This is a genomic window from Hoeflea sp. Naph1 (genome assembly GCF_046837775.1).
Lineage (GTDB): Bacteria > Pseudomonadota > Alphaproteobacteria > Rhizobiales > Rhizobiaceae > Hoeflea.
In genome coordinates this window covers 3,969,373-3,992,645 of the sequence record NZ_CP177286.1, presented here as the reverse complement: position 1 = coordinate 3,992,645, position 23,273 = coordinate 3,969,373, and the positions used below count along the sequence as shown (strand labels likewise).

General features: G+C 58.2%; 20 protein-coding genes. 12 read left to right on the top strand and 8 right to left on the bottom strand.

The features are described from left to right. Positions 1-175 precede the first annotated feature (175 nt). Positions 176-1,279, top strand: a complete 1,104-nt coding sequence (locus tag ACK6D9_RS19170) for a phosphatase PAP2 family protein (protein WP_412049731.1) — start codon at positions 176-178, stop codon at positions 1,277-1,279. 69 nt (positions 1,280-1,348) lie between these two features. Here the strand turns inward: ACK6D9_RS19170 and ACK6D9_RS19165 are convergent, their stop codons facing one another. Together ACK6D9_RS19165 and ACK6D9_RS19160 are read right to left on the bottom strand one after the other, a co-directional pair. Beyond that, positions 1,349-1,711, bottom strand: a complete 363-nt coding sequence (locus ACK6D9_RS19165) for a c-type cytochrome (RefSeq protein ID WP_412049730.1) — start codon at positions 1,709-1,711, stop codon at positions 1,349-1,351. Between the two features lie 164 nt (positions 1,712-1,875). Then, on the bottom strand, positions 1,876-2,673 hold the full coding sequence (locus tag ACK6D9_RS19160) for a DNA-binding protein (RefSeq protein WP_412049729.1): 798 nt from the start codon (positions 2,671-2,673) through the stop codon (positions 1,876-1,878). A 135-nt stretch (positions 2,674-2,808) separates the two neighbouring features. On the opposite strand from ACK6D9_RS19160, the gene ACK6D9_RS19155 reads away from it, so the two are divergent. Next, the gene (locus tag ACK6D9_RS19155; protein WP_412049728.1) at positions 2,809-3,318 is read left to right on the top strand and encodes a DUF2306 domain-containing protein; all 510 of its coding nucleotides are present in this window, start codon (positions 2,809-2,811) and stop codon (positions 3,316-3,318) included. Between the two features lie 116 nt (positions 3,319-3,434). After that, entirely contained in the window at positions 3,435-4,370 is a 936-nt protein-coding gene (locus ACK6D9_RS19150; RefSeq protein ID WP_412049727.1) for a neutral zinc metallopeptidase, read from the top strand. A 98-nt stretch (positions 4,371-4,468) separates the two neighbouring features. Here the strand turns inward: ACK6D9_RS19150 and ACK6D9_RS19145 are convergent, their stop codons facing one another. Further along, complete coding sequence (locus ACK6D9_RS19145; protein ID WP_412049726.1) at positions 4,469-5,836, bottom strand: mechanosensitive ion channel family protein; 1,368 nt, start codon at positions 5,834-5,836, stop codon at positions 4,469-4,471. Between the two features lie 406 nt (positions 5,837-6,242). Here ACK6D9_RS19145 and ACK6D9_RS19140 point away from each other — a divergent pair, with 406 nt between their 5' ends. Both ACK6D9_RS19140 and ACK6D9_RS19135 read left to right on the top strand, forming a co-directional pair. Continuing rightward, entirely contained in the window at positions 6,243-7,631 is a 1,389-nt protein-coding gene (locus ACK6D9_RS19140) for an MATE family efflux transporter (RefSeq protein WP_412051848.1), read from the top strand. Between the two features lie 431 nt (positions 7,632-8,062). Then, a complete protein-coding gene (locus tag ACK6D9_RS19135; RefSeq protein WP_412049725.1) occupies positions 8,063-9,781 on the top strand; it encodes a tetratricopeptide repeat-containing sulfotransferase family protein in 1,719 nt (572 codons plus the stop codon). Between the two features lie 153 nt (positions 9,782-9,934). Here the strand turns inward: ACK6D9_RS19135 and cysN are convergent, their stop codons facing one another. From cysN to ACK6D9_RS19120, 3 genes are all read right to left on the bottom strand, one after another. Next, on the bottom strand, positions 9,935-11,842 hold the full coding sequence (cysN, locus tag ACK6D9_RS19130) for a sulfate adenylyltransferase subunit CysN (RefSeq protein ID WP_412049724.1): 1,908 nt from the start codon (positions 11,840-11,842) through the stop codon (positions 9,935-9,937). Then, entirely contained in the window at positions 11,842-12,741 is a 900-nt protein-coding gene (gene cysD, locus ACK6D9_RS19125; protein ID WP_412049723.1) for a sulfate adenylyltransferase subunit CysD, read from the bottom strand. Before cysD ends, cysN begins: the two co-directional genes overlap by 1 nt. Positions 12,742-12,931: 190 nt before the next feature. After that, entirely contained in the window at positions 12,932-13,603 is a 672-nt protein-coding gene (locus ACK6D9_RS19120; RefSeq protein ID WP_412049722.1) for a YaeQ family protein, read from the bottom strand. A 514-nt stretch (positions 13,604-14,117) separates the two neighbouring features. On the opposite strand from ACK6D9_RS19120, the gene ACK6D9_RS19115 reads away from it, so the two are divergent. The 3 genes from ACK6D9_RS19115 (at position 14,118) to ACK6D9_RS19105 (ending at position 16,678) form a co-directional block, all read left to right on the top strand. Next, the gene (locus tag ACK6D9_RS19115; protein ID WP_412049721.1) at positions 14,118-14,432 is read left to right on the top strand and encodes a hypothetical protein; all 315 of its coding nucleotides are present in this window, start codon (positions 14,118-14,120) and stop codon (positions 14,430-14,432) included. A gap of 51 nt (positions 14,433-14,483) precedes the next feature. Then, on the top strand, positions 14,484-15,278 hold the full coding sequence (locus ACK6D9_RS19110; protein WP_412049720.1) for an MBL fold metallo-hydrolase: 795 nt from the start codon (positions 14,484-14,486) through the stop codon (positions 15,276-15,278). 449 nt (positions 15,279-15,727) lie between these two features. Then, positions 15,728-16,678 (top strand): lipase family protein, encoded by a 951-nt coding sequence (locus ACK6D9_RS19105; RefSeq protein WP_412049719.1) that lies wholly within the window; start codon positions 15,728-15,730, stop codon positions 16,676-16,678. Positions 16,679-16,738: 60 nt separating this feature from the next. Here ACK6D9_RS19105 and carA read toward each other — a convergent pair whose 3' ends face one another. Next, positions 16,739-17,941, bottom strand: coding sequence for a glutamine-hydrolyzing carbamoyl-phosphate synthase small subunit (gene carA, locus ACK6D9_RS19100; RefSeq protein WP_412049718.1), 1,203 nt, complete (start codon positions 17,939-17,941; stop codon positions 16,739-16,741). Between the two features lie 299 nt (positions 17,942-18,240). Between carA and ACK6D9_RS19095 the strand changes: the two genes are divergently transcribed. The 3 genes from ACK6D9_RS19095 to ACK6D9_RS19085 all read left to right on the top strand — a co-directional run bounded on the left by ACK6D9_RS19095 (position 18,241) and on the right by ACK6D9_RS19085 (position 19,808). Then, positions 18,241-18,690 carry a GatB/YqeY domain-containing protein gene (locus ACK6D9_RS19095; RefSeq protein ID WP_322989652.1) on the top strand — a complete coding sequence of 150 codons (450 nt, stop codon included), beginning with the start codon at positions 18,241-18,243 and terminating at the stop codon, positions 18,688-18,690. Between the two features lie 240 nt (positions 18,691-18,930). Beyond that, a complete protein-coding gene (locus ACK6D9_RS19090) occupies positions 18,931-19,077 on the top strand; it encodes a hypothetical protein (protein WP_412049717.1) in 147 nt (48 codons plus the stop codon). Beyond that, entirely contained in the window at positions 19,077-19,808 is a 732-nt protein-coding gene (locus ACK6D9_RS19085) for a helix-turn-helix transcriptional regulator (protein WP_412049716.1), read from the top strand. Before ACK6D9_RS19090 ends, ACK6D9_RS19085 begins: the two co-directional genes overlap by 1 nt. 199 nt (positions 19,809-20,007) lie before the next feature. Here ACK6D9_RS19085 and ACK6D9_RS19080 read toward each other — a convergent pair whose 3' ends face one another. Next, complete coding sequence (locus tag ACK6D9_RS19080) at positions 20,008-20,700, bottom strand: HAD family hydrolase (protein WP_412049715.1); 693 nt, start codon at positions 20,698-20,700, stop codon at positions 20,008-20,010. Positions 20,701-20,988: 288 nt separating this feature from the next. Between ACK6D9_RS19080 and dnaG the strand changes: the two genes are divergently transcribed. Further along, positions 20,989-22,992, top strand: coding sequence for a DNA primase (gene dnaG, locus ACK6D9_RS19075; protein WP_412051847.1), 2,004 nt, complete (start codon positions 20,989-20,991; stop codon positions 22,990-22,992). Positions 22,993-23,273 lie beyond the last annotated feature (281 nt).

Here is a 23,273-nt window from a genome sequence, read left to right as displayed (position 1 = left end):
AGGCATCTTCGTGCATGGCACCAAAGTCATGCCGGCAGACGTGCGCCGGACGCGGCCGGAACTCAGATCAACCGATCATCGGGCCTCACAGGCGCTGCCGCTCGGCGTTCAACAGGTTATTAAGCCGATGCTGTCAGTTTGATCGGGCAAATTGCAAGCGGACGAGTCAGGCATAATGAGCGAGCAAACCACCTTTCACCGCAAGCGGGTCGTTTCGGCAATCGGCAAACGGCTACAGCAGGATGCGTGGTTCTATTACGCGGCTATTGCCTACACTGTCGTCGCACTTGTCTATCTGGCGCTTGTCGGTACCCCCGGAGCGACGTCGCATGCACTGTATATCTGGCCTGCGATCAAGGGATTTGCGGTGCTCATGCCGCTGGTGGCGCTCGGCTTTGACGCAGTCTTGGTGATCGCGCGATTCGATAGCAAGCGGATGCTTGCCTTCCGGCGTACCTTTTCATCCGAGCGGCTTGCGGCGCTTGCCGCAGGTATTCTGTTGATGGCGGGCGTGACGCTGGTTCAGGGGAGCTTTACCTCGATCAAGAACGCCCTGCCGTTGATATATGGTGGCTTTCCGCACGACCGGTTGCAGGCCGACATCGACGCCATGCTCCATTTCGGTGTTGATCCCTGGCGCTTGTATTACGCGGTCGCCGGTAGCCCGCTGGTACGCAGCGTGATCGAATTCAATTACAATGTGGTGTGGTTCATCCTCAACTTCGGGGCGCTGTTTTATGTCGCTACATCGCCGCGCGCGGATGGCGTGCGCACACGGTATCTGGCCATGTTCCTGTTTGTCTGGATCGTTTGCGGCAACCTGCTCGCCGGCCTGTTTCTGTCCGCCGGCCCGGCCTATTATGGGGATGTTACTGGAGATTACACACGGTTTGGCGCTCAACTGGCCTTTCTTGCAGAAAGCCATTGGCAACATTCGGCTGCCGCCTATCAAGAATACCTCTGGTCGCTTTACGCCTCAAATGGCGCCGGCTTTGGCGGGGGCATTTCGGCGTTCCCCAGCGTTCACGTGGGTCTGGTCGCCATGAATGCATTTTTTCTTGCCGAGCGTTCCCGCATATGGGGCTCAATCGGTTTTGCCTATGTGGTCCTGATCGCTATCAGTTCTGTCTACCTGGCTTGGCATTATGCCATCGACGGATATGTCTCGCTGCTTGTCGTGGCGCTGGGACACGTGATGATGCGCAGGTTCCTCGGTTCCGCCAACCGGCATCCAGTTGGCGACTTTGCAACGAAGCCCTCGGTGAGTGCGCTGCACTGATCTGACATCCGGCATACCGCCCGGTGCGCTCCCCGGATCGGGCCATTTTTTCGCCCGACCCCTGGCGACCTATTTCGTTCTCTTCTGCAAATCCAGCAGCCATGCCACCACGTCGGCCTTTTCATGATCGAACAGGCGAAAGGTGGTCATCGGGAAATGGTCGGCCTCGAGAAAAGCCTCGAACCAGGCGCGGTCACGGCCTTCGATGGCGACGATGGCCGAGTAGGGCGGCGCCATGTCTGCGGTGAGTTTTTGACCCTCGCGCACATGACAGTCGCGGCACCATTCCTCGACAACTTTTTCGCCGCGGGCCACGGCGGCGGGATCGGCCAGCGCCGGCGAGACCAGCAACGGCAGACACAACGCCATTCCCGCCCATGCGGCCATGCCTGCCCTGGCGGGCAATCTCGCATTTTGTCGCTTCTGTCTCATCAACGCCTCCTGTCGGCCCGAAAATTCTTGCCACTAGTACCCATGCGCGATCATGCGTGGGTACGCCATGATCGGGATCAAGCCACTCAACGGTTGAGGCGACCGGCCCATCGGGTGCGAACCGCGGCGACATGGCTGCGGCTGACCGGCAGGGTTTGCCCGTCCTAGGTGTGCAGCATCAGCCGCGGGTTGGTGCCGGTCTGGCGGGTGATGCTCTCGACGCCACGATCGGCTACCCAGTGCGAGCGATGAATCTGTTGGCCGGTGCCGGCTTCGACAATGGCGTCACCCAGCTGCATCAACAGCAGTTCCGAGCCCTTGTCGGTTATCGCCAGTACGTAATGGTCTTGCACCTCGAGCCGGATCAGACTGCCGCGCTTGGGAACGGGCAGGCGATCGAGCAGCGCCGGACGGTCGGGCCGGTCCGGTCGGTTGACCGACGCCGGTGTGATGGTGGCTTCGGGCGGCGTCGGCGCAATTGATGCCGGCGTATCATCAGCATCGTGTTTTCGAGCCGCGTTGGCATCTTCGCCGCTGCTCAGGCTGAGCCAGGCCAGCACGCAGAAGCCGATCGAAATCGGCAGCGCCACCAGTGCATTTTCACCAAATTGGGATAGATCGAACGGCGCCTTGATGACGGCTGTGTTGATGGCGGTGATCACCACCCCGATTGGCAGCGCTGCGACAATGGCGCCGATCAACATGCGGATCATGCGGTGGGCGATCCGGCGGCTGAGCGCGGTGTCAGAAAACGCTACACACACCAGCGCGCAACCCCAGGCGCCGGTGTGCAGGCTCAGCCAGTAACCCAGCCGGGAATGAAACGGCAGCCGCTCGTAGGTGCCGAACGGGCCGGTCAGCGAGAACAGCCCGACCACCAGCGCGAACACCAGCCACAGTCGCGGCCGGGACAACAACGTGCGCAGTTCACGAAGCGTGGATTGCAGCAACGTGTCGCTCACGAAATTCTCCGGGTCACAGGCGCAAGGGGCATTGAGGATCGGTGGCGACCATGGCCGATGGGCGGTGATTTGGCAACCGGACCGCCGGCGTTGCATCAGACCAACCGCCGCGGCCAGTACAGACAGGAGCATCCCATGACACTTGAACCTCTGCTTCACGCCAGCCCGGCGATCCAGTTCCATGTCGTCACCGTGGTTGCAGCCGCGATCATCGGCGCCCACATGCTGTGGGCGCGCAAGGGAACGCCCCGGCATCGAATCTCAGGTCGGGTCTGGATCGTGCTGATGGCGATGACGGCACTTTCGACCTTCTTCATCCATGAAATCAATCTGTTTTACGGATTTTCACCGATCCATCTGTTGTCGGTCGTGGTGCTTGTCAGCTTGGTGGAGGTGGTTCGCTCGGCGCGGCGGCGCGATTTCGTCCGGCACAAGCGGGTGGTCAAAGCGCTCTATTTCGGCGCCATCGGCATTGCCGGGCTGTTTGCGCTGATGCCGGGGCGGATCATGAATGCCAGCGTTTTCGGTCCCGGTGCGGGCGCCGTGCATGTGGCGATCATGCCACTGCTGATCGGACTGTTTTCCGCCCTCGCTGTCGCAGTCTGTGCCGTCGCGGTTACCCGGCTCAGGCGTCGCGCGGTATGAAACCGGTGCATCAATGAACGCCGATTGGCTTGCGCGCGGACCATCCGTCATGCTTGAAGTGAACAAAACGGCGTCTGGCGCATTCAAATGTCAGGCCAGCACAGGAGCACCGTGCCATGGAATGGAAGGGTCGTCGCCAGAGCGACAATATCGAGGACCGGCGCGGACGCGCTCCCCGCAGCGGCAATCCGTTCGGGCGCGGCGGCAATCCCTTTGGCCGCGGTGGCGTCAAGCTTCCCGGCGGCGGCATGCGCCGTGCCTCGGGTGGCGGCATCAAGACCATCATCATCCTCGCGGTGGTATTCTTCGTGCTCAAATTCATGGGCATCGATCCGCTGCAGATCCTGGCCGGCGGCAATCCCGGCGCCAGCGTTGGCGGGCAGAGCAGCACGCAGCAGGTCTCTCCCGCCCGGCAAGACGAGATGACGCAATTCGTCGCCACCGTGCTGGCCGAGACCGAGGATGTCTGGAACGGCGTCATGAAATCGCAGGGCGAGAGTTATCGCGAGCCGACGCTGGTGCTGTTTTCAGGCTCGGTGCAATCCGCCTGCGGCAATGCAAGCGCTGCTTCCGGCCCGTTCTATTGCCCCGGCGACGAGAAGGTCTATATCGATCTCACGTTTTACGACGAGCTGGCGCAGCGCTTCAAGGCGTCGGGTGATTTCGCCCAGGCCTATGTGTTGGCCCACGAAGTCGGCCACCACGTTCAGAACCTGATCGGCGTGCTGCCCAAATTCAACCAGATGCGCCAGTCGATGAGCCAGACCGAGCAAAACCGGATGTCGACCCGGGTCGAATTGCAGGCTGATTGCTTCGCCGGCATCTGGGGCCATTACACCGCGCAGAAGGGAATCCTCGAGCGCGGCGATCTGGAAGAAGCACTCAACGCCGCCCAGCAGATCGGCGACGACACGCTGCAGCGGCGTACGCAAGGCTATGTGGTGCCTGAAAGCTTCAACCACGGCACCTCGGCACAGCGCAAGGAATGGTTCGCCCGCGGCTTCGAAAGCGGCCGGCTGGAGGCTTGCGACACCTTCAACAACCCGGTCTGACGCCCCCGATCCAGATGTCATGACGCCGACCGGAAGGACCAGCCGACCAGCCAGCATCTGCCGGTACCGCGTTGCCGCGCCAGCCGTTCGGATCGGTGTCAGTCTGGTTTGGGGTTGTCCGGGGCCGGGCCGCCGTCGGTCGGCGATTCGGCATCCGGTTCGTCGCGGTTCACCACCTCCACGGGGGTGGTCATGATGATCTCGCGGTGCGGGTAGGGGATCTTGATGCCGTTTTCCTTGAAGACATCCCAAAGCGCCAGGAACACCTTGCCGCGGACATTGGTCAGTCCTGCCTGCGGGTCGGAGATCCAGAAGCGCAGCTTGAAATCGAGCGAGGAGGAGCCGAACGCCGTCATCCAGCACACCGGTGACGGGGATTTTAGCACCCGGTCGATGGTACTGGCGGCGTGGATCGCCAGCTTTGAGGCTTCGTGCGGGTCGCTGTCATAGGACACGCCGAACTCGATATCGAGCCGCACCAGCTTGTCGGAGAACGACCAGTTGACCACCTGGTGGGTGATGAAATCCTCGTTGGGAATGAGATACTCGCGTCCGTCGCGGGTAATCACCGAGACGAACCGGGCGCGCAATTCGCGGATCCAGCCGAATGTTTCGCCGAGCGCGATGGTGTCGCCGGGCTTGATCGAGCGGTCGGCGAGAATGATCACCCCGGAAATGAAGTTCGACACCACCTTCTGCAGGCCGAAGCCGAGGCCAACACCGACGGCGCCTGAAAACACGGTCAGTGCGGTCAGGTCGATACCGGTCGACGACAGCGCCATCATCACCGCGATCATGATCAGGCTGATCTTGATGAACTTGCCGGCGAGCACCCGGAACGAGGGCGAGAGGTCCTCGAAACGGTGGATGCGGGTGTCGAAGAAATTGCCAAGCAGATTGGCAATCCAGAGGAAGCCGGCAGTGACCACCACCGTGCGCAGAACGAACAGCATCGATACCCGCAGATCGCCGACCTGAAACGCCAGCCGGTCCAGAAACGCCGCGGCTTCCGGCCTGAGGTCGAGAATGCCGAGCGCCACATAGCCGAATATGATCAGCGCGATCAGCCGCGCCAACGTCTTGTTGTGGATGATCCGCGAGAACACCGTGATCGCCAGCCAGGCCGAGGCGAGCGCAAAGATCAACGACAGCAGATAGGTCCGCGAAGGCCAGGTCAGTTCCAGCAAGGTCGCCCTTGCGGCTGCCAGAAAGATCAGAAACAGCACCCAGTCGATCCGCCGCATCACGGCGATGATCACCCGCAGCAGCCCGGGCTTGCCCTTGATGGTGCGGGCGCGCACCTCGAGCCAAGGCTCGACCTTAAGCGAGATCGCCCACGCCGCGCCATAACAGGCGGCTATGATAAGCAACTGGTAGAATGTCCAGGGCTGGACAACATAGGATCTGCCGGCTTTCAACAAAGCGGCAACGGTTTGCACCATGTTGGGGATGTCGATGGTGTCCATGGGCCATTATGAAAGCGATTGGCCTGCTTGAAAAGCGTGCATTTGTTTTGCCCGATCTCGCGCGGCCGACCTGTCAAAAATAGCGGTCGCTTCGGCCAATTTTATCGTTGTCGTCCGTTAACCCGGGGGAAAGTCGAAATTTTGCATGTTCCGCCGGGCGCTTGCGAACAACGACACAGCGTCGATCGACCAGAAACGGTCCGGATTCGCACTGCGGCAGAGATTTGTCACAGATGGATCAGCACAGCTTGCCGGGGACTTTTTCGTCCCCGGCTTTTTCATGGCTGAAGACCAGACAGCGGGCTTCCCGTTGCTGATCGCGCCGATGGTTTTTGGTCCTGAGCGATGGCTTGCCAAGCCCGGGGTGCCAGCGCATAAGCGTTGGTTCGAAACCGGAAGAGAGCGGATGGGCGGGTCAGCCATGCAAGCGCGGAACGAACAAAGCTGGGGAGCGCATGCGCGCGCCACGCTGGCGCTCGGCCTGCCGTTGGTTGGCACCCAGATCGCCCAGATCGCCATTGCCACAACCGATGTGGTGATGCTCGGCTGGTACGGTACCGAAGAACTGGCGGCCACCGTGCTGGGCTCGCAGGCGTTCTTCGTGGTCTATATTTTCGGCTCGGGCTTTGCCAGCGCGGTGCTGCCGCTGGCGGCGCAGGCCGAAGGCCGCAATGATCCCACCCATGTGCGCCGTTCGGTGCGCATGGGCATGTGGATCCTGCTGCTCTACGCGGTCGTCGTCATGCCGTTGCTGTGGCAGCTCGAGCCGGCGCTGATCGCGCTGGGCCAGAAGCCCGAACTCGCAGCCCTTGCCAGTGATTACATCCGCATTGCCCAATGGGGCATGTTCCCGGCGCTGATGATGATGGCGCTGAGGTCGTTCTTCGCTGCCCGCTCCCGGGCCGGAATCGTGCTCTGGTCGGCGCTGTTCGGCACGATCGTCAACGGCATCCTCAATTACGGGCTGATTTTTGGCCATTTCAATCTGCCGGAAATGGGCGTGCGCGGGGCTGCGGTGGCCTCGGTGGTAAGCTCCTCGGTGATTTTTCTGATCATGGCCGGCTGGGCGTTCTGGCATCCACGGCATCAGGAATACAAGCTGTTCCAGCGCTTCTGGCGACCGGAATGGCCGGCGTTTTTCGAAGTCTTCCGGCTCGGCCTGCCGATCGGCCTGACGATCCTGGCCGAGGTCGGGCTGTTTCTGGCCGCTTCGGTGATGATGGGATGGCTCGGCACGATCCAACTGGCCGCCCACGGCATCGCGCTTCAGCTCGCTTCCATCAGCTTCATGGTGCCACTGGGCTTGTCCAATGCTGCCACCGTGCGCATCGGTCAGGCCTATGGCCGCGGTGACAAGGCGGGGCTGGCGCGGGCCGCGCATACGGTAATGGGGCTTTCGGTGCTGATCTCGTTTGCCGCGGCCACCCTGTTCTGGCTGATGCCGGAGGCGCTTGTCAGCCTGTTTCTTGATGAGACCAATGTCGATGCGGCCGAACTGCTGAAAGTCGCGGTGCCGCTGTTGCTGGTGGCAGCCGGCTTCCAACTGGTCGACGCCATCCAGGCAATTGGCGCAGGGCTGTTGCGTGGCATCAAGGACACCCGTATTCCAATGATCATGGCGGTCATCAGCTATTGGCCGATCGGCCTGTCGGCGGCCTACGGGCTTGGCTTCGGCCTTGGCCTTGGCGGGCCGGGCATCTGGGCCGGACTGGCGGTCGGGCTCGGGGTGGCCGCCGTGCTGCTCAATCTCAGGTTTGCCAACCGGCATTTGTTTTTGGACGTGGCCAAAGCCTAAATTGCACACGCGAGGTCAGGCAGACCGGGGCTCGTCAGCCTGTTGAAACCATCAGATGTCGCCAAACCTGACGGCAGGCTTCAGCCATTCGCTGTAGATTGAATACCTATCCTCTTACCTAACGTTTTTGGCCGGTCGTGTTCGGTCGGCTTTCAGTGCGGATGTTGTCAGATCCCATTTTGTGATCCTCCATTGTTCTATGCATTCCCACTGGCGATTGCAGATGGGTAGACTCAGATCAATACGAGATGGAAAAACAGCCGATTCACGACTTGAGGCCGCTGTCCGGCAATTTCTCGCCACTCTTCGTTCACGCCAAAGTGAAGAGCAAGCCGGATGTCGCACCTTGCTATTCGGTTGGGAGGCGCAAATTATTACGGGGGGTAGGATTTACGCGTTGGTTGGAGGGCTGCGCAAACAAGAAGTGACCAATGAACCGCGCGACCAGAAGACGCCAGCAAAAGCTGGAGAACGCCCGATCCGCGAAAAGCGGCCTTGCCAACAACCCGCACGCTCGGGTCATGGCCCAGGCGGCGGAGTATTATCAAGGCGGAAACGCCCTCGGTGCTGTGGCTGCATGCGAATCCATTCTTGCCGAGGATCCAGATCACGCCCACGCCAACCAACTGCTCGGAATCATTGCTATCCAGCAGAAGAATTTTGAGAAGGCCGTGGCTTATCTGACACGCGCGACCACCGCGATGCCCGAAGATGCCGTCATGCTCACCCATCTTGGGACCGCGTTGTCCTATGCCGACAAACTCGCGGCGGCGATGGATACCTTCAAGGCCGCCTTGCAGATTGACCCCGAGCTCGTTGATGCCTGGAACAATCTGGCGGGGCTGAGCGTGAGGATGGACGATCCTGCGAGCGCAATCAGCTATTATCAACGGGCGCTCGCGGTCAACGAACGGGTTGCCGCAGTCCACGCCAATCTAGCCAACACCCTGCTGGCAGTCGGACGGGTGGAAGAAGCGATCACTCACTATCACCGAGCGCTCTCCATCCGCCCTCGCTTCCCCGAGGCCGAGTACGGACTTGCACAGGCATTGCGCGACAATGGCGAGATGGCCGAAGCGATAGAGCATTACACCATCGCGCTTGATCAGGACCGCAGCCACGTCAACGCCATGGCGTCGCTCGCCTTTGTAAGCGATCAGCTTGACGCTGGCATGCACACCCGCATTCGCAACACTCACAAGCTCGCCGCTCCAGGCAGCGATGAGCGCAAATTGCTCTGCTTCGCGCTTGGCAAGCACGAGGAAAAAGAGGGCAAATTCGAACGGGCGTCTGAGTTGTTCACTGAGGGCAACTCCATCCATCGGGCAACACTGAAATATTCACCCGAAAAGAGCGCTGAGCAAATCGCCCGAATCGGCACGATATTCAATCGGGAATTCTTCGACTCCCGCATGGGATTCGGCGCATCTACTGCAGCTCCGATCTTTATCGTGGGAATGCCTCGCTCCGGAACCACGCTGGTCGAACAAATCCTGGCCAGCCATCCGCAGGTTAGTGGTGGTGGCGAGTTGTCCCAGTTTCCCGCTACTGTCTTTACCAAGATGCTGACGCTTCACTCAGCGGGCTTTCCTGATGCCGCTTCGCTGCTGCAGGCCGATGACGTGCAGCAGATCGCACAGGACTATCTCGGTGCACTTGACGAGACGATCACCGGCAACAGCCATTTTACCGATAAGCTGCCTGGCAACTTCCTGATGGTCGGCCTGATCAAGCTGGCTTTCCCGAATGCAAAGGTTATTCACTGCACCCGCGACCCGCGTGACACCTGCCTGTCGATGTTCAAGATCTTCTTTCCCTCCGGCGGCCATCACTTCAGCTATGACCTTGGCGAGTTGATTGACTACCACCGCAATTACCAGTCGCTGATGCAGCACTGGAAATCGCTGTTTGGCGACGGGATTATAGAAGCCAATTACGAGACCATCGTCACAGATCCCGAAACCTCCATCCGCGCACTGCTGGGTCAGTGCGGCTTGGAGTTTGATCAGCGGTGCATTGATTTTCATGCAACAAAGCGGGTTGTGCGCACCGCCAGTGCTGTCCAGGTGCGTCGGCCGATCTACACCTCGTCCATCGGCACCTGGAAGAACTACGCGCCCTATCTGCCTGGCCTGGCAGAAGCCAACTAGTCCGTTCCCGCGAAGCCCGGCGATCCGTCGGCTATCGCTATGGAAGTGAATAACGCGAAGAATGCCGCTGCCTGAAGTCGATCTGCAAACGAGGCCAAACTGTGCCAAAGGGTGCAGCTTCGCAGAGTGTGCGATGTTGGGCCGACCATCTGGTCAGATGCCACCAACCGAGTTCCTCGTCATCCATTCCACAACCGACATGGCCAAGGCTTCGGCGTTCTGCTCCACCGTCTTGAGATGAATATCAGGCTGCTCGGGCGCCTCGTAGGGCGATGATATGCCGGTGAAGTTGGCAAGGTTGCCCGCCATTGCCTTCTTATAAAGCCCTTTCGGATCGCGCCGGGCGCATTCCTCGATCGGCGTGTCGACGAAAATCTCCAGGAACTCCCCCGATGCCATCATTTCACGCGCCATTAGCCGTTCCGAACGGAAGGGTGAGATGAATGAGACCAATACGATCAACCCGGCATCGCTCATCAGGCGCGCCACCTCGGCAACCCGCCTGATGTTTTCAACGCGGTCTGCCTCGGTGAAGCCAAGGTCGCGGTTGAGACCGTGGCGAACATTGTCGCCGTCCAGCGTCATGGTGTGGTGCCCAAGCGCGTGCAACTGTTTTTCCACCAGATTGGCAATGGTTGACTTGCCCGAACCCGACAGCCCGGTAAACCATAGCACTGCCGGCTTCTGGTGCTTGAGCGCGCCCCGTGCCTCGCGTGTCACGTCGATGGATTGCAGGTGCACATTGTCTGCCCGGCGCAACGCATGATCGATCATCCCGGCACCGACAGTGGCGTTGGTCATTCGATCAATCATTGTGAAATTGCCGGTCGCGCGATTGTCGCGGTAGGCATCAAACGCCACGGGCATCTGGGTGGAGATGTTGCACACCCCGATTTCGTTGCGGTCAAGATGGGTGGCGGCTTCCAGGGTGAGCGAATTGACATCGATCTTGTGCTTGAGCTTGGTCACGCTGGCTGGTGTCGACATGGTTTCGGTGCGCAGTATGTAGCTCCGTCCCGGCATCAAGGTTTTCTTGTCGAACCAGATTACGTGGGCCTGGAATTGATCGCTGACCAGTGGCCTTGCGTCGGGATGGGACAGCATGGAGCCGCGTGAGATATCCACTTCGTCATCCAGCACCAATGTAACCGCCTGGCCTTCGCGGGCCGCGTCCAGCAAGCCGTCAGCCGTCACGATGGATTTGACACTTCCCATCTGACCGGAGTTTGCCACCACCACCTGGTCGCCGACTGCGACCTTTCCGGATGCTATCTGGCCGGCAAATCCGCGAAAATCCAGATGCGGCCGCACCACGAGTTGAACAGGAAAACGGAAGGGAAGTTCGACGGCGCTATCGGGCAAAACCACGCTTTCGAGATGCTCGATCAGTGTCGGACCGTCGTACCAGGGCATTGCCGTCGACCGGATTGATACATTGTCGCCAAACCGCGCGGATAACGGAATTGCGTGGATGTCATCAAAGCCGAGGGGTTTGGCGAATGCGCGGTATTCCTCAACGATAGCGTCGAACACGCTCTGATCATGATCCATCAGGTCAATCTTGTTGACCGCCAGGACGATATGACGAATGCCCAGAAGCGACACAATATGGGAATGACGCCGGGTCTGTTCGAGCACGCCTTTGCGGGCGTCGACCAAGACAACGGCAAGTTCGGCGGTCGAAGCGCCGGTTGCCATGTTGCTCGTGTATTCCTCATGGCCTGGCGTGTCGGCGACAATGAATTTCCGCTTCTGCGTGGCGAAAAAACGGTAGGCAACATCAATGGTGATGCCCTGTTCGCGTTCAGCCTCCAGTCCGTCGACCAGAAGGGCGAAATCAATGACCTCGCCAGCGGTGCCATGCTTGCGGCTGTCACTTTCAAGCGCGGCCAGTTGATCTTCAAAAATCAGCTTGGTGTCATAGAGCAAACGGCCGATCAGTGTCGATTTACCGTCATCAACAGAGCCGCAGGTGATGAACCGCAACAGCGTCTTGTTTTCCTGGTGGTTGAGATAGCCTCGCACCCCACCTGACAATTCCGGTCCCGCCGGGTTGAGCATCAGAAGTAGCCTTCTTTTTTCTTGTTTTCCATGGAGCCGTTTTCATCACGATCGATCAACCGACCCTGACGCTCGGACGTGCGTGCGATCAGCATTTCGCCGACGATGTCCTCGAGTGTGGTCGCATTTGATTCCATCGCACCTGTCAGGGGATAGCAGCCAAGGGTGCGAAAGCGGATCGTGCGGGTGGCAATCTGTTCACCCGGCCGAAGTTTCAAGCGATCGTCGTCGACCATGATCAACATGCCGTCACGTTCGACAACCGGTCGCGGTGCCGCGAAATACAAGGGGACGATCGGGATGTTCTCTTTCAGGATATATTGCCAGATATCGAGTTCAGTCCAATTGGACAGCGGGAACACCCTGATTGATTCTCCCTCGCCTATACGCGTGTTGTAGGTCTTCCACATCTCCGGCCGCTGGGTCTTGGGGTCCCAAGCATGCTGCGCATTGCGAAACGAAAATATCCTCTCCTTGGCGCGCGATTTTTCCTCGTCGCGTCTCGCCCCGCCAAAGGCTGCGTCAAAGCCGTGTGCGTCCAGTGCCTGGCGCAATGCCACGGTCTTCATGATGTGGGTGTGGGTGTTCGAGCCGTGGTCGATGGGGTTGATGCCCTGCTTCACGCCGTCCTGATTGACATGAACGATAAGATCGAGCCCCAGATCCGCAGCTATCCGGTCGCGGAATTCGATCATCTCGCGGAACTTCCAGGTGGTGTCGACGTGAAGAAAGGGGAATGGCGGTTTGGCGGGGTAAAACGCCTTGATGGCCAACCGCAGCATCACCGAGGAATCCTTGCCCACGGAATAAAGCATCACCGGCTTTGCAAAATTCGCGGCCACCTCGCGGAATATGTGGATGGCCTCAGCTTCCAGCCTCTCTAGGTGAGTCAGGACCATGCGATATCTCCATTCCGTACTGTATATAAACCACGCAATCCGGTTGCCTAGTCTCTTTGCGCCGGGGACCAAGGCGGCAATTGCTTTTCCATGGTTTCAGAGTTTTGGCCGAGGATGGGGGGGTATTGTTTCAATTTCAGTCCTTGCCGCCGTTCTGCTCAATCTCAGATTTGCGCCACGAACCCGTGAGTTACGCGGCACTCTTCCATTTCAACGGGGTGACGTTGACGATGGTCTCGCCAGCACTCACCATCACATCGCCGTCCTGAATATTTACCTGTAGATTCATTGCGCGGCTTGCCAGGTTTGCCAGTTCACCCGTGTCTTTCTCGGAAAAATTTATCACGTGAAGATTTTCAAAACGGGCGGTGCTGTTCTTGATCTTGTCCCACCACATCTCGGCCGTCCTGCCGCCGTAAGGATAGACGATCACCTTGCCGGCCTTGCCACAGGATTGGCGCATCACTTTTTCGCTGGGAAGCCCAAGGGCCACCCACACATCAAGTTCGCCGCTCAGGCTTTTTTGCCAGATGTCGGGCTCGTCATCCGTTGAAAGGCCCTTTGTCATTTCCAGATGCTCATGGGCATTCAGCGCAAAAGCCAGAATACGCACCATCAGCCGTTCATCCGTCTCCGAGGGGTGTTTGGCAACGGTCAGTTTATGGGTGTCGTAATAGTGACGATCCATGTCGGAGACTGAAAGTTCGACTTTGTAGATAGTGGCTTTTTGCGCCATGTCATGTTCCAAAAATTCAAAGATTGGGATGCTTACTGCGTCTGATGACATTGTGAAAGCAGATAAAAAGGCCACGAACAAAGGGGGCGAACAGGTGTCATCAATTTGTGTGACCTGACTGCGCATGATGGGTGGTCCGTATCAGGCCAACGCCTTCAAGACGCTGTCTGAACCGGGTTAATACAATTCGGGTATGCATCTCCCCTGGCGTTACGCGGTACCCGTAGCGCCACTGACAAACCCTTCACCCAGCCAGAGCGGGGTCCCCGGAGGGCATGGTCAAAGGATCAAAGGCGCGGAAAAATGGGGCGTTACGTCGACCTGAGCGGGTATCATGCGGGCTGCAGCGTGCCGGTCTTGAAGACGCTATTTGGCCCAGACTTGCCTTTCGGGCAGTCTGTCACGAATGACTTCTTCGACCCCTTCGAGCCCTTCGGGTTCTTGGGCCAGTGTGCTGGCATTACCGAATTCGGACCAAAGCAACCCGTTCGTGCCTTCCTTGGCGGTTTCCCGGTCTGATACGGAAGTTGCCACAGGTGGGTCATGTAGCATCGTTCAGACGATCCATCCCGTTTTGCCGGCCCAAGTCGGGCGTTGGATCTCAGCCTTCTGCCGGTCGAAGAATTACCAGGATGTGGGGTTGGCTAAATCCGCTTGTCTTCGCCAAAAATCGCTCAACCAATTTGCCGAGAAAATCCAACCTTTGAACCCGATCATTTTCCGTGAATTTTCACAGAATGACGCAATCGTGGCCGAAGCGCTGGCTCCCAAAGCGGCACTCCATACTAAAAAAGTGGTGGACTTCTGCCCCAGGCTCACCAACGGGCCACTTCATGCGTCCTCAATGAAACAGCGGACGGTAAATCGAGATGTCCATATGTTTGGAATAACGCAATCAATATATGAAAAGAAAGAAACCAACGACACTATTAAATACAAAATTTGTGTGGGATAAAAACTAGTCATTTGTAAATATGGCATATTTTAAATAATGGAGGAGTGAAGTATGGCTAAATCTATTTCTATTTATCCACTCGGTGTTGGTGATGCTTTTACAGAGAAATTTTGGTACAGCAACATGGTGTTTAATGTAGACGGGCGTGAAATATTTATAGATTGCCCTGCTTATATCCCAAAAATGCTTGCAGAAAATAATCGTGTTGGAGATCAACAGGTAACGATTGATAAATACAAGGAAATAATGATAACGCATATGCATGCCGATCATGTCGGAGGCCTCGAAGAGCTTGCATATATGCAGTATTTCAAGACCGAAAATCCGTCTAGGATCTACGCACCTACTTGGCTGCTTCAGGATATATGGACGCATTTGCGCACAGCGATCGAGGAATCGCCCCGCGCCGGCAATGGGATCGCATCATTCGACTGGTATTTCGAACCCGTACCAATGGGGAAGGTGCATGATTTCGGCGGATTTACGGTCGAGCACCGCATGACCAACCATCTCCCGCGAACAATCGCCTACATGTTCGATTTCGGCAACTTCAAGCTTGGCTACAGTTCCGATACCGGTTTCGATCCTTCGTTGATCGAGTGGCTGGATCAAGCGGATGTTGTCCTCCACGAATGCCGCTTTGGTCCCACGGACGTACTTGGCGGTGATTTGAAGCTCTTCCATTGTTCGATCGAAGATCTATTGACCTTGCCGGAGTCGTTTCAGCGTAAAACTCATCTTTATCACTATGCGGACGACACTTTCGACGATGACCCGCTCAAGCCCAACTACGACATCGGCAAATACCGGTTATTGGTTCAAAACAAGACCTTGAAGCTCCTCTAGTTCGAATGAGGGAGGCTGGTTTCAATTGTGGTGGCCAGTCATTTGATTGGCCACCACTTGATTGATGACCTTGCTGCGCCGGCCTGGAGAACAAGGCGGTCGGCGAGTGCATGAAAGCGATATACATTAGCGTGTATCCTTTCGTTGACGGGCAGAGCACCCATGCCGATCAAGGCTGTGCAGCATGCAGACCTTGTGGCAGCTCAACAATAGTCTGCTTCCCGTCCATTCTTGACGTGGAGCCCGGCATTTCAAACGGCGAAGGCCTGACCTGAATTGGTCTTCCGGGAGCGTTGCCCGGAAGATGCGCTCTCGTCATGGTCGGGCTTCTTGCCACTTCTGAGCTGTTTTACCTTGGAGAAAGTGTGAGGAGCTAATAACGTCTTGCTAGGTGGTGCGAAGAGCCAATGCAGTGTTGGTTTGCCCACAGGGCGTGGCGTGGGGCGTAGATGCTGGTTTATACACACTGGACGGTCAGTCCGCCCCTGCTGGCCAAACGTTCTGTTTCTGCCCTCATTCTGGTTCTTTTTCTATTGGCGCTGTCAGGCTGCGCCGGCAGCCTGCCGCAGAGTGTCAGACAATCTGTTTCGGTCGTTGTGCCAACGAAGATCGATTTTGTCGAACTCGAATTTTATGCAAAACGTTCCAGGTCGGCCTACGATCCTATTGCGGAGATCCGCAAGGCATATCCGTTGGTCACCCGGGCCGTAACTCTTCAACCCATCGACGTTCTTTATTTCATCGAAACTGATCTGGCCAACCGTAAGCAGACACTATCGATCCGGGGCACAGCGCAAAAATCCAACGTTTTCGAAGATATCGAAACGGCTCTCCTGCCGGATAATATTCTGGATATTCCTCTGCATCGTGGGTTCAAAGATGTGGCGACGGCCATTCATGACAATGCCGTCCCTTACCTGCGCAAGGATTTGCCGCTGCGTGTGACAGGCCATTCACTCGGGGGCGCTGCCGCGGTGATCGTCGCTGCTTATCTCGAAAGCGAAGGATACATCGTCGAGCGGGTCGTCACCTTCGGTCAGCCGAAGTTCACTACCGAGATGCCACCTGTTCCAAAATTGATTTCGGTGTTCACGCGGGTCATCAACGAACTGGATGTTGTTCCCATGGTGCCGCCCTATACCATCGCCAAGAAGTACCAGCACTTTTCACCCGAGGTCATTTTGCGCGCGGGTCCGGATTTTGGCTATCTGAATGAACATGATGCCGATCGTATTTCGGTGGGTGATTTCTGGCGGAACATCAACGATTTTTCCACCAAGGACCACCATATGGATGGCTATCTTGCAAATATTGAGGGAAAGGTCACAGCCGGGTCGAGACAGGTCCCCTATTTGTTCAAGAGAAAACCCGAGGTCCAGAAGCTGACCACAACTGATTAATGCCTGTAGATGAGCGTTCAAATGCAGCCATCTGAACGCCAATTTATATACATCACGGTTCTAGCGTTCAGCGAGAACCGGCAGGCCTTTGCTTTCGCTGATCATGTTCATGAAGCGGCGGAACAGATAGTGGCTGTCTTGCGGGCCGGGGGAGGCTTCGGGGTGGTGCTGGACCGAGAACACCGGCTTGCCAACCAGGCGAAGGCCGCAATTGGAGCCGTCAAACAGCGACACATGGGTCTCCTCGATGCCCTCGGGCAGACTTTTGGCATCAACCGCAAAGCCATGGTTCATCGACACGATCTCGACCTTGCCGGTGGTGTGGTCCTTGACCGGGTGGTTGGCGCCGTGGTGGCCCTGATGCATCTTGACGGTGCGGCCGCCCACGGCCAGCGCCAGGATCTGGTGTCCCAGGCAGATGCCGAAGATCGGCACGCCGCTGTCAATCAGCTTGCGCAGGATCGGCACGGCATATTCACCGGTTGCAGCCGGATCGCCGGGGCCGTTGGACAGGAACACGCCATCGGGCGCCATCGCCAGAATATCCTCGGCGGCCATGGTGGCGGGCACCACCGTGACCTTGCAGCCAAGGCCGGAGAAAAGTCTCAGGATGTTGCGTTTGACGCCGTAATCGATGGCGACGATATGCGCCACCGTCTCGCCGGTCTCTGAAAAACCCTTATCCCAGACCCAGGGTGCCTGGGTCCATTGCGAAGACTGGCCCGAGGTTGCCTCCTTGGCCAGATCAAGGTCTTCAAGCCCGCTCCACTCGGCTGCCAGCGCCTTGAGCGCGTCAACGTCGAAATTGCCGTCGGGGTCGTGGGCGATGACGGCGTTGGGCATGCCGTTTTCGCGGATCCAGGCAGTCAGCGCCCGTGTGTCGATGCCCGACAGACCGATGATGCCACGCGTCTTGAGCCATTGGTCGAAATGGACTGCCGAACGGTAATTTGAGGGTTCGGTGACGTCGGCCTTGAAGATCGCGCCAACCGCGCCGATGCGGGCGGCGGGGGTGAGGTCTTCGATGTCTTCGTCATTGGCGCCGATATTGCCGATATGCGGGAAGGTGAAGGTGACGATCTGGCCCATGTAGGATGGATCGGTGAGGATCTCCTGATAGCCGGTGAGCGCGGTGTTGAAGCAGACCTCGGCCTGCGCCTGACCGGTAGCGCCGACGCCCTGGCCTTCGATCACGGTGCCATCGGCAAATACCAGCACGGCGGTGGGTTTGGTCTTGGTCCAGGGGCTTGTGGTCATGTCCACTCCATTGGCGGCTCGGCGCCGCTTGATCGCCGGGCGGGGCCCCTTGAATTCGTTCGGGGCATCGCCATTTATACAGGTCAACAGCCTGGCGCGGAATGCAGTTCCCGCGTCGAGAGCACCTTTGATCCAGTCATGCAGATGTTGGTAAATAGACAAGCCTCGGCCCGCGGTCAATCAGCGTGGTGTCGCAGGGCCGGCAATAATTAGCTTGAACTGGGTGCGGCCCTGGGAGTAGTGCTGTCCGTTCCGTGTCCAGGGACCCAAGGGTAGGCATATGAACTGCTGGAGTAAGTTTGATGATGCGTGAACGCTTTGTCGAAACGCTGAAAGATGCGATTCGCGCCAAGGATACCCGCCGCATTTCGACGTTGCGGTTGATCTTGGCCGCCATCAAGGATCGTGACATCGCCAATCGTGGCGCCGGCAAGGATCCTGTCAGCGATGATGAAATCCTTCAAATCCTGACCAAGATGACCAAGCAGCGCGAGGAATCGGCTGCCATCTACGAGGAAAACGCCCGGCTTGAGCTGGCCCAGCAGGAGCGCGATGAAATTGCCATCATCCGGCAGTTTCTGCCTGCGCAGTTGCCGGAAGAAAAAGTGCGCGAACTATGCGCATCGGTGATCGACGAGACCGGCGCTTCGGGCCTGCGCGACATGGGCAAATGCATGAATGTGCTCAAGGAGCGCTATCCGGGCCAGATGGATTTTTCCAAGGCCTGCGGCATGGTCAAGGGCCTGTTGCAATAATCTGATAGAAAGCGCCGGGGCATTATTGTCCCGGCGCATTTCTTCATCTGCCTCAAAGCGCGAATTGTCCCATCTGCATGGATGCAGATGCCGGGCGAACAGGCGTTTTCCCTTAAAAATCAGTTGTTCCATTAACATGGGTTGTAAGCCACTAGGCGAGATTTCGCTTATTGCTTGTGGGGGGGCAGGTCGGATAACCATCCCATCTCGGACAATCATCTGTCAATTGGAGGGCTGGGCATGTCGTATGAATTTGCATCACCGCTCCAGTTTGACCGCAGTGATCGCCTGCCTTTAACGTTGAAGCATCGCCACCCCGGTGCAGGCAGGCTTGCTGTCATCGGCTGCCGGTCATTGCTGTTGCAGGTCGCGGCCTGGTGGGCGTGATGGATAATCCGATTCTATCTGCGCCGGTGTTCGAGCCGATCAGCGGAATCACTACAGTGTTCGATGCGATGCAGGTGCTGCGCAAGACCTGTGTCGAGTACGAGTTTCGCTTCTTTTCGGTGATTGCGCTGCCCAATGTCAAAGTCGGCGCCGGGCTTTCACTCTCGCAAGTTGCCATGATTTCGAGCTGGCCGCCGGAATTGATTGCCGAGTATGACCGGTTGAAGTTGGGCATCAACAGCCCGGTGCTTGACCAGTTGAGGAAGCAGATCACGCCGGTGCTGTTTGATATCAGATTCACCAATGATCACCGGCCGGGCACCGAAACGACCGAGGCCAATACGCTGTTTGCCCGATTCGGTCTTACCATGGGCGTCTATTTCCCTGTCCATGATGGTCGGGGCGCGCGCCATGCGGTCTCCTTCAGCGGTGAGCGCAAGCCACTCTCGGTCGAGGAACTGACAACGCTGGCGATGTTCTCGACGCTTCTGGTCGGGCAATTGACGCGGGTCAATTCGGCCAGCAATTCGGCGAAGTCGGTGCTGAGTGCGCGTGAAACCGAAGTGCTGCAATGGACCGCCGAGGGCAAGACCAGCTCCGAAATCGCCCGCATCACCGGGCTTTCCGAGCACACCGTCAATCACTACGCCACCATCGCTACCCAGAAACTCGGCTGTTCCAACCGGACACAGGCCGTGGTTTCGGCGCTACGACAAGGCCTGTTCAGCTAGCGCTGGTTGCGCGTGCGCGGATACCAGCCAGGTCGAAATGGGTGGGCCTTTGCCGGATCGCGGCTTCAGGCTGGTCTGGGTAGAAGGCTGGCCTTGGCTGCAGTTCGCCCCAACACCGCCTTGCGGAGATGCCGGCCTTCGGATTCGGTCGCAAGATGCCGAAAATCCGATACACGCAATTACGCTGCAAATGCTTGAATTAGGGCATACGCGACAGCAAGCCTAGCAAATCCCTCATGCTGTCAATCTGCTTGAATCGCTCATGTTCCACTGGCGTGTCAGTATGTTCGATTGACCATGTAAGCGCGTGCGGAACAAACACGCCCCATGCCCCGACTTCCAGAACAGGGACTATATCTGATTTAAGCGAGTTCCCGACCATGACTGTGGCTTCTGGTTCAGCGGCTCGTTGAGAAAATATGCGCCGGTACACAGCGGCACTTTTGTCAGGCACAATTTCGATTGCGGCAAATTTCTCGGCTAAACCTGATTGAGCAATCTTGCGCTCTTGGTCGAACAGGTCACCCTTGGTAATAAGTATCAGGGTATAGCGGTCCGCCAATTCGTCGAGCACCTCGCGAGCACCCTCTAATAATTCGATAGGGTGCCCGAGGAGATCGCGGCCAATTGCCAGAATTTTGGAAATTGTATCTGTCGATACCTGCCCATCAGTAACTTCGATTGCTGTTTCAATCATGGACAAAACGAAGCCCTTGATGCCGAAACCATAGGTTGCCAGATTGCGCTTCTCTGCGGCCAGCAAGCGTTTTGAAAGCTGCTCCTTGTCCGCATGGTCACTCAACAGCGCCTGGAACTGCTTTTCCGTTAGCTGATAAAACTGCTCGTTTTCCCAAAGTGTATCGTCTGCATCAAAGGCAATGGTTTTTATCATGCGCCAATTCTGACCCGGATTCATTGCCTTGCCAATTTCAAATTCGTTTACAAAACCATCCGTTTTGCAGCGGTATTCGCGGCCAGGTGATTTCGAAGGCTAGGGCGCCACAAAATCTGGTCGCAAATGTCTGTGTCATATCTGTAGTGCCCCCTTGGCCCGATACAGGGGGCCTGGTTTGTGAATAGCGGGGAGAGCGTGCGCAAGATCTTTGCCAGCGCCTGCCGCACCACCTATATAGGCGGCATAGCAACCCGAATTTTACCAAGCGCCGGAGGCGTGCCGATCTTGCGGTTTTCACCGTCCTTTCTTGATGACCTACGCGAACGGGTTCCGATCTCGGACGTGATCGGCCGTCACGTGACCTGGGATCGCAAGAAAACCAATACCTCGCGCGGCGACTGGTGGGCGTGCTGTCCGTTCCATGGCGAAAAATCCCCGAGCTTTCACTGCGAGGATCGCAAGGGCCGCTACCATTGTTTTGGCTGTGGGGTGTCGGGCGACCATTTCAAATTTCTCACCGAACTCGAAAGCCTGAATTTTCCTGAAGCGGTTGAGCGCGTCGCCGACATGGCCGGCGTGTCGTTGCCTGCACCCGATCCCGAAGCAGCGCGGCGCGACCGTCAGCGCGCCAGCCTCGAGGATGTGATGGAGATGGCGGCGTCTTTCTTCGAGACAGAACTGCAGGGCGCGCAGGGCGCCAAGGCGCGGGCCTATCTGCGCGACCGTGGCCTGTCGGGGCGCACGATCACTGCCTTCCGGCTCGGCTACAGTTCCGATAGCCGCAGTGCGCTCAAGGAGCATCTGGCCGCGCGCGGCGTCGACAAGGACCAGATCGAGGCCTGCGGGCTGGTGGTCCACGGTCCCGATATCGCTGTTTCCTACGACCGTTTCCGGGATCGCATCATGTTCCCGATCCTGTCGTCGCGAGAGCGGGTGATCGCTTTTGGCGGCCGGGCGCTGTCGCCCACCGCACCCGCCAAATACCTCAATTCCAACGAGACCGAGCTGTTTCACAAGGGCAATGTTCTTTACAATTTTGCCCGCGCCCGCCGCGCCTGCGGTCAGGATGGCACGTTGATCGTGGTCGAGGGCTACATGGACGTGATCGCGCTGGCCCAAGCCGGAATCGAGAACGCCGTGGCGCCGCTGGGCACGGCGCTGGGCGAGAATCAGCTCAAGCTTTTGTGGCGGGTGACGCCGCAGCCGGTGTTGTGTTTTGACGGCGACGAGGCCGGTCAGCGTGCGGCCAACCGGACCGCCGATCTGGCACTGCCCCTGGTCGGGCCGGGACGGTCGCTCAGGATTGCGGTACTGCCGTCGGGCAAGGATCCCGATGATCTGGTGCGCCAGGATGGGCGCGAGCCGTTCGACCAGTTGATTGCCCAAGCCCGACCGCTGGCCGATGTGGTGTGGGCGCGCGAATCCGGCGCCGGCGTGTTCGAGACGCCTGAGGCTCGTGCCGAGCTGGAAGCCCGGCTGCGCCAGATCACCTCGATGATTGCCGACGAGAGCGTACGCCGACATTACCAGCAGGACATGCGCGATCGGCTGAAGGCGTTCTTTGGCGGCGGTGGTTACGGCTATGGCGGCCGCGAACAGGGAAAGCGCGGCAATTTCGAACGTGGCAAATATGACCGTGAGCGTAGCGGCGAAGGTGGCCGTGGCGGCGGACGCCCGGGCGGAGCATCAGCCCATGGCGTTGCCGTTTCCGAACGGCTGGCGCAGTCGGGGATGGTGCGCGGCCATGGTGTGTTGCCGTCGCTCAGGGAGACCGTGCTGGTGATGACGGTCGCCAACCACCCGCAGATGCTGCATGACGAATTTGACGAACTGGCGGCGCTGGAATTTGAAGACAAGGGGCTGATGCGGGTCTGGCAGGTCATGCTCGATGCGGCGTCAGTGGGCGGACGGTTTGACCGCGAAAGGCTGTTTGCCGCGCTCGAGGCCGACGGGCAGGGGGATTTCATCGCCCGGCTCGAAAGCCACGTGCGCAACGCCCGGATCTGGACCGCAACCGTCGAAGCAGCCGCGGAGGATGCGCGCGAGGGCTATCATCAGGCGTTGGCGCTGCACAAGCGCACCCGGGCGCTCAAATGGCAGAAGGCCGAACTTGAGCGCGACATCGCCGAGGCGACCGAGCAGGGTGACGAAAATGCCATCCCGCGGTTGATGCTGGCCTTGCGCGAAGTTCAGCTCGAGGTTGCGCGGCTGGAGAACCAGGAAGCCATCATCGATGGATTCGGGGTGCTGTCGGGCCGGGGCAAGGGCGGTGGCGGTGCGGCGGGCTGATCACCGTCACCTGCACCGATTCTTAAGCCGGGCTCTTGTGAAGTTCAAACTCGCGCCTACATAGGGTAATCATATGAATTCAACCGTGAAACCGGGCAATCGTGCCATTATTTTCACAACAGTGCGCTTTTTGCCCTTTAAGCCTTGACGGAAAGGTTTTTTGTGGGAATCAGCTACCTGACGTAACATGCGCGGAATCGATTGGCTCTCAGGGGCAGTCAATTGTCTCGCGCCAAACGGCCATCCTGGCGATGGCAGGCCAACACGATCGGCATGGTTAA

Coding starts and splice junctions, on each gene's coding strand:
- ACK6D9_RS19170 (WP_412049731.1), top strand. CDS start 176: ATGAGCGAGCAAACCACCTTTCACCGCAAGCGGGTCGTTTCGGCAATC.
- ACK6D9_RS19165 (WP_412049730.1), bottom strand. CDS start 1,711: ATGAGACAGAAGCGACAAAATGCGAGATTGCCCGCCAGGGCAGGCATG.
- ACK6D9_RS19155 (WP_412049728.1), top strand. CDS start 2,809: ATGACACTTGAACCTCTGCTTCACGCCAGCCCGGCGATCCAGTTCCAT.
- ACK6D9_RS19150 (WP_412049727.1), top strand. CDS start 3,435: ATGGAATGGAAGGGTCGTCGCCAGAGCGACAATATCGAGGACCGGCGC.
- ACK6D9_RS19145 (WP_412049726.1), bottom strand. CDS start 5,836: ATGGACACCATCGACATCCCCAACATGGTGCAAACCGTTGCCGCTTTG.
- ACK6D9_RS19140 (WP_412051848.1), top strand. CDS start 6,243: ATGGGCGGGTCAGCCATGCAAGCGCGGAACGAACAAAGCTGGGGAGCG.
- ACK6D9_RS19135 (WP_412049725.1), top strand. CDS start 8,063: ATGAACCGCGCGACCAGAAGACGCCAGCAAAAGCTGGAGAACGCCCGA.
- cysN (WP_412049724.1), bottom strand. CDS start 11,842: ATGCTCAACCCGGCGGGACCGGAATTGTCAGGTGGGGTGCGAGGCTAT.
- cysD (WP_412049723.1), bottom strand. CDS start 12,741: ATGGTCCTGACTCACCTAGAGAGGCTGGAAGCTGAGGCCATCCACATA.
- ACK6D9_RS19120 (WP_412049722.1), bottom strand. CDS start 13,603: ATGCGCAGTCAGGTCACACAAATTGATGACACCTGTTCGCCCCCTTTG.
- ACK6D9_RS19110 (WP_412049720.1), top strand. CDS start 14,484: ATGGCTAAATCTATTTCTATTTATCCACTCGGTGTTGGTGATGCTTTT.
- ACK6D9_RS19105 (WP_412049719.1), top strand. CDS start 15,728: ATGCTGGTTTATACACACTGGACGGTCAGTCCGCCCCTGCTGGCCAAA.
- ACK6D9_RS19095 (WP_322989652.1), top strand. CDS start 18,241: ATGCGTGAACGCTTTGTCGAAACGCTGAAAGATGCGATTCGCGCCAAG.
- ACK6D9_RS19090 (WP_412049717.1), top strand. CDS start 18,931: ATGTCGTATGAATTTGCATCACCGCTCCAGTTTGACCGCAGTGATCGC.
- ACK6D9_RS19085 (WP_412049716.1), top strand. CDS start 19,077: ATGGATAATCCGATTCTATCTGCGCCGGTGTTCGAGCCGATCAGCGGA.
- ACK6D9_RS19080 (WP_412049715.1), bottom strand. CDS start 20,700: ATGATAAAAACCATTGCCTTTGATGCAGACGATACACTTTGGGAAAAC.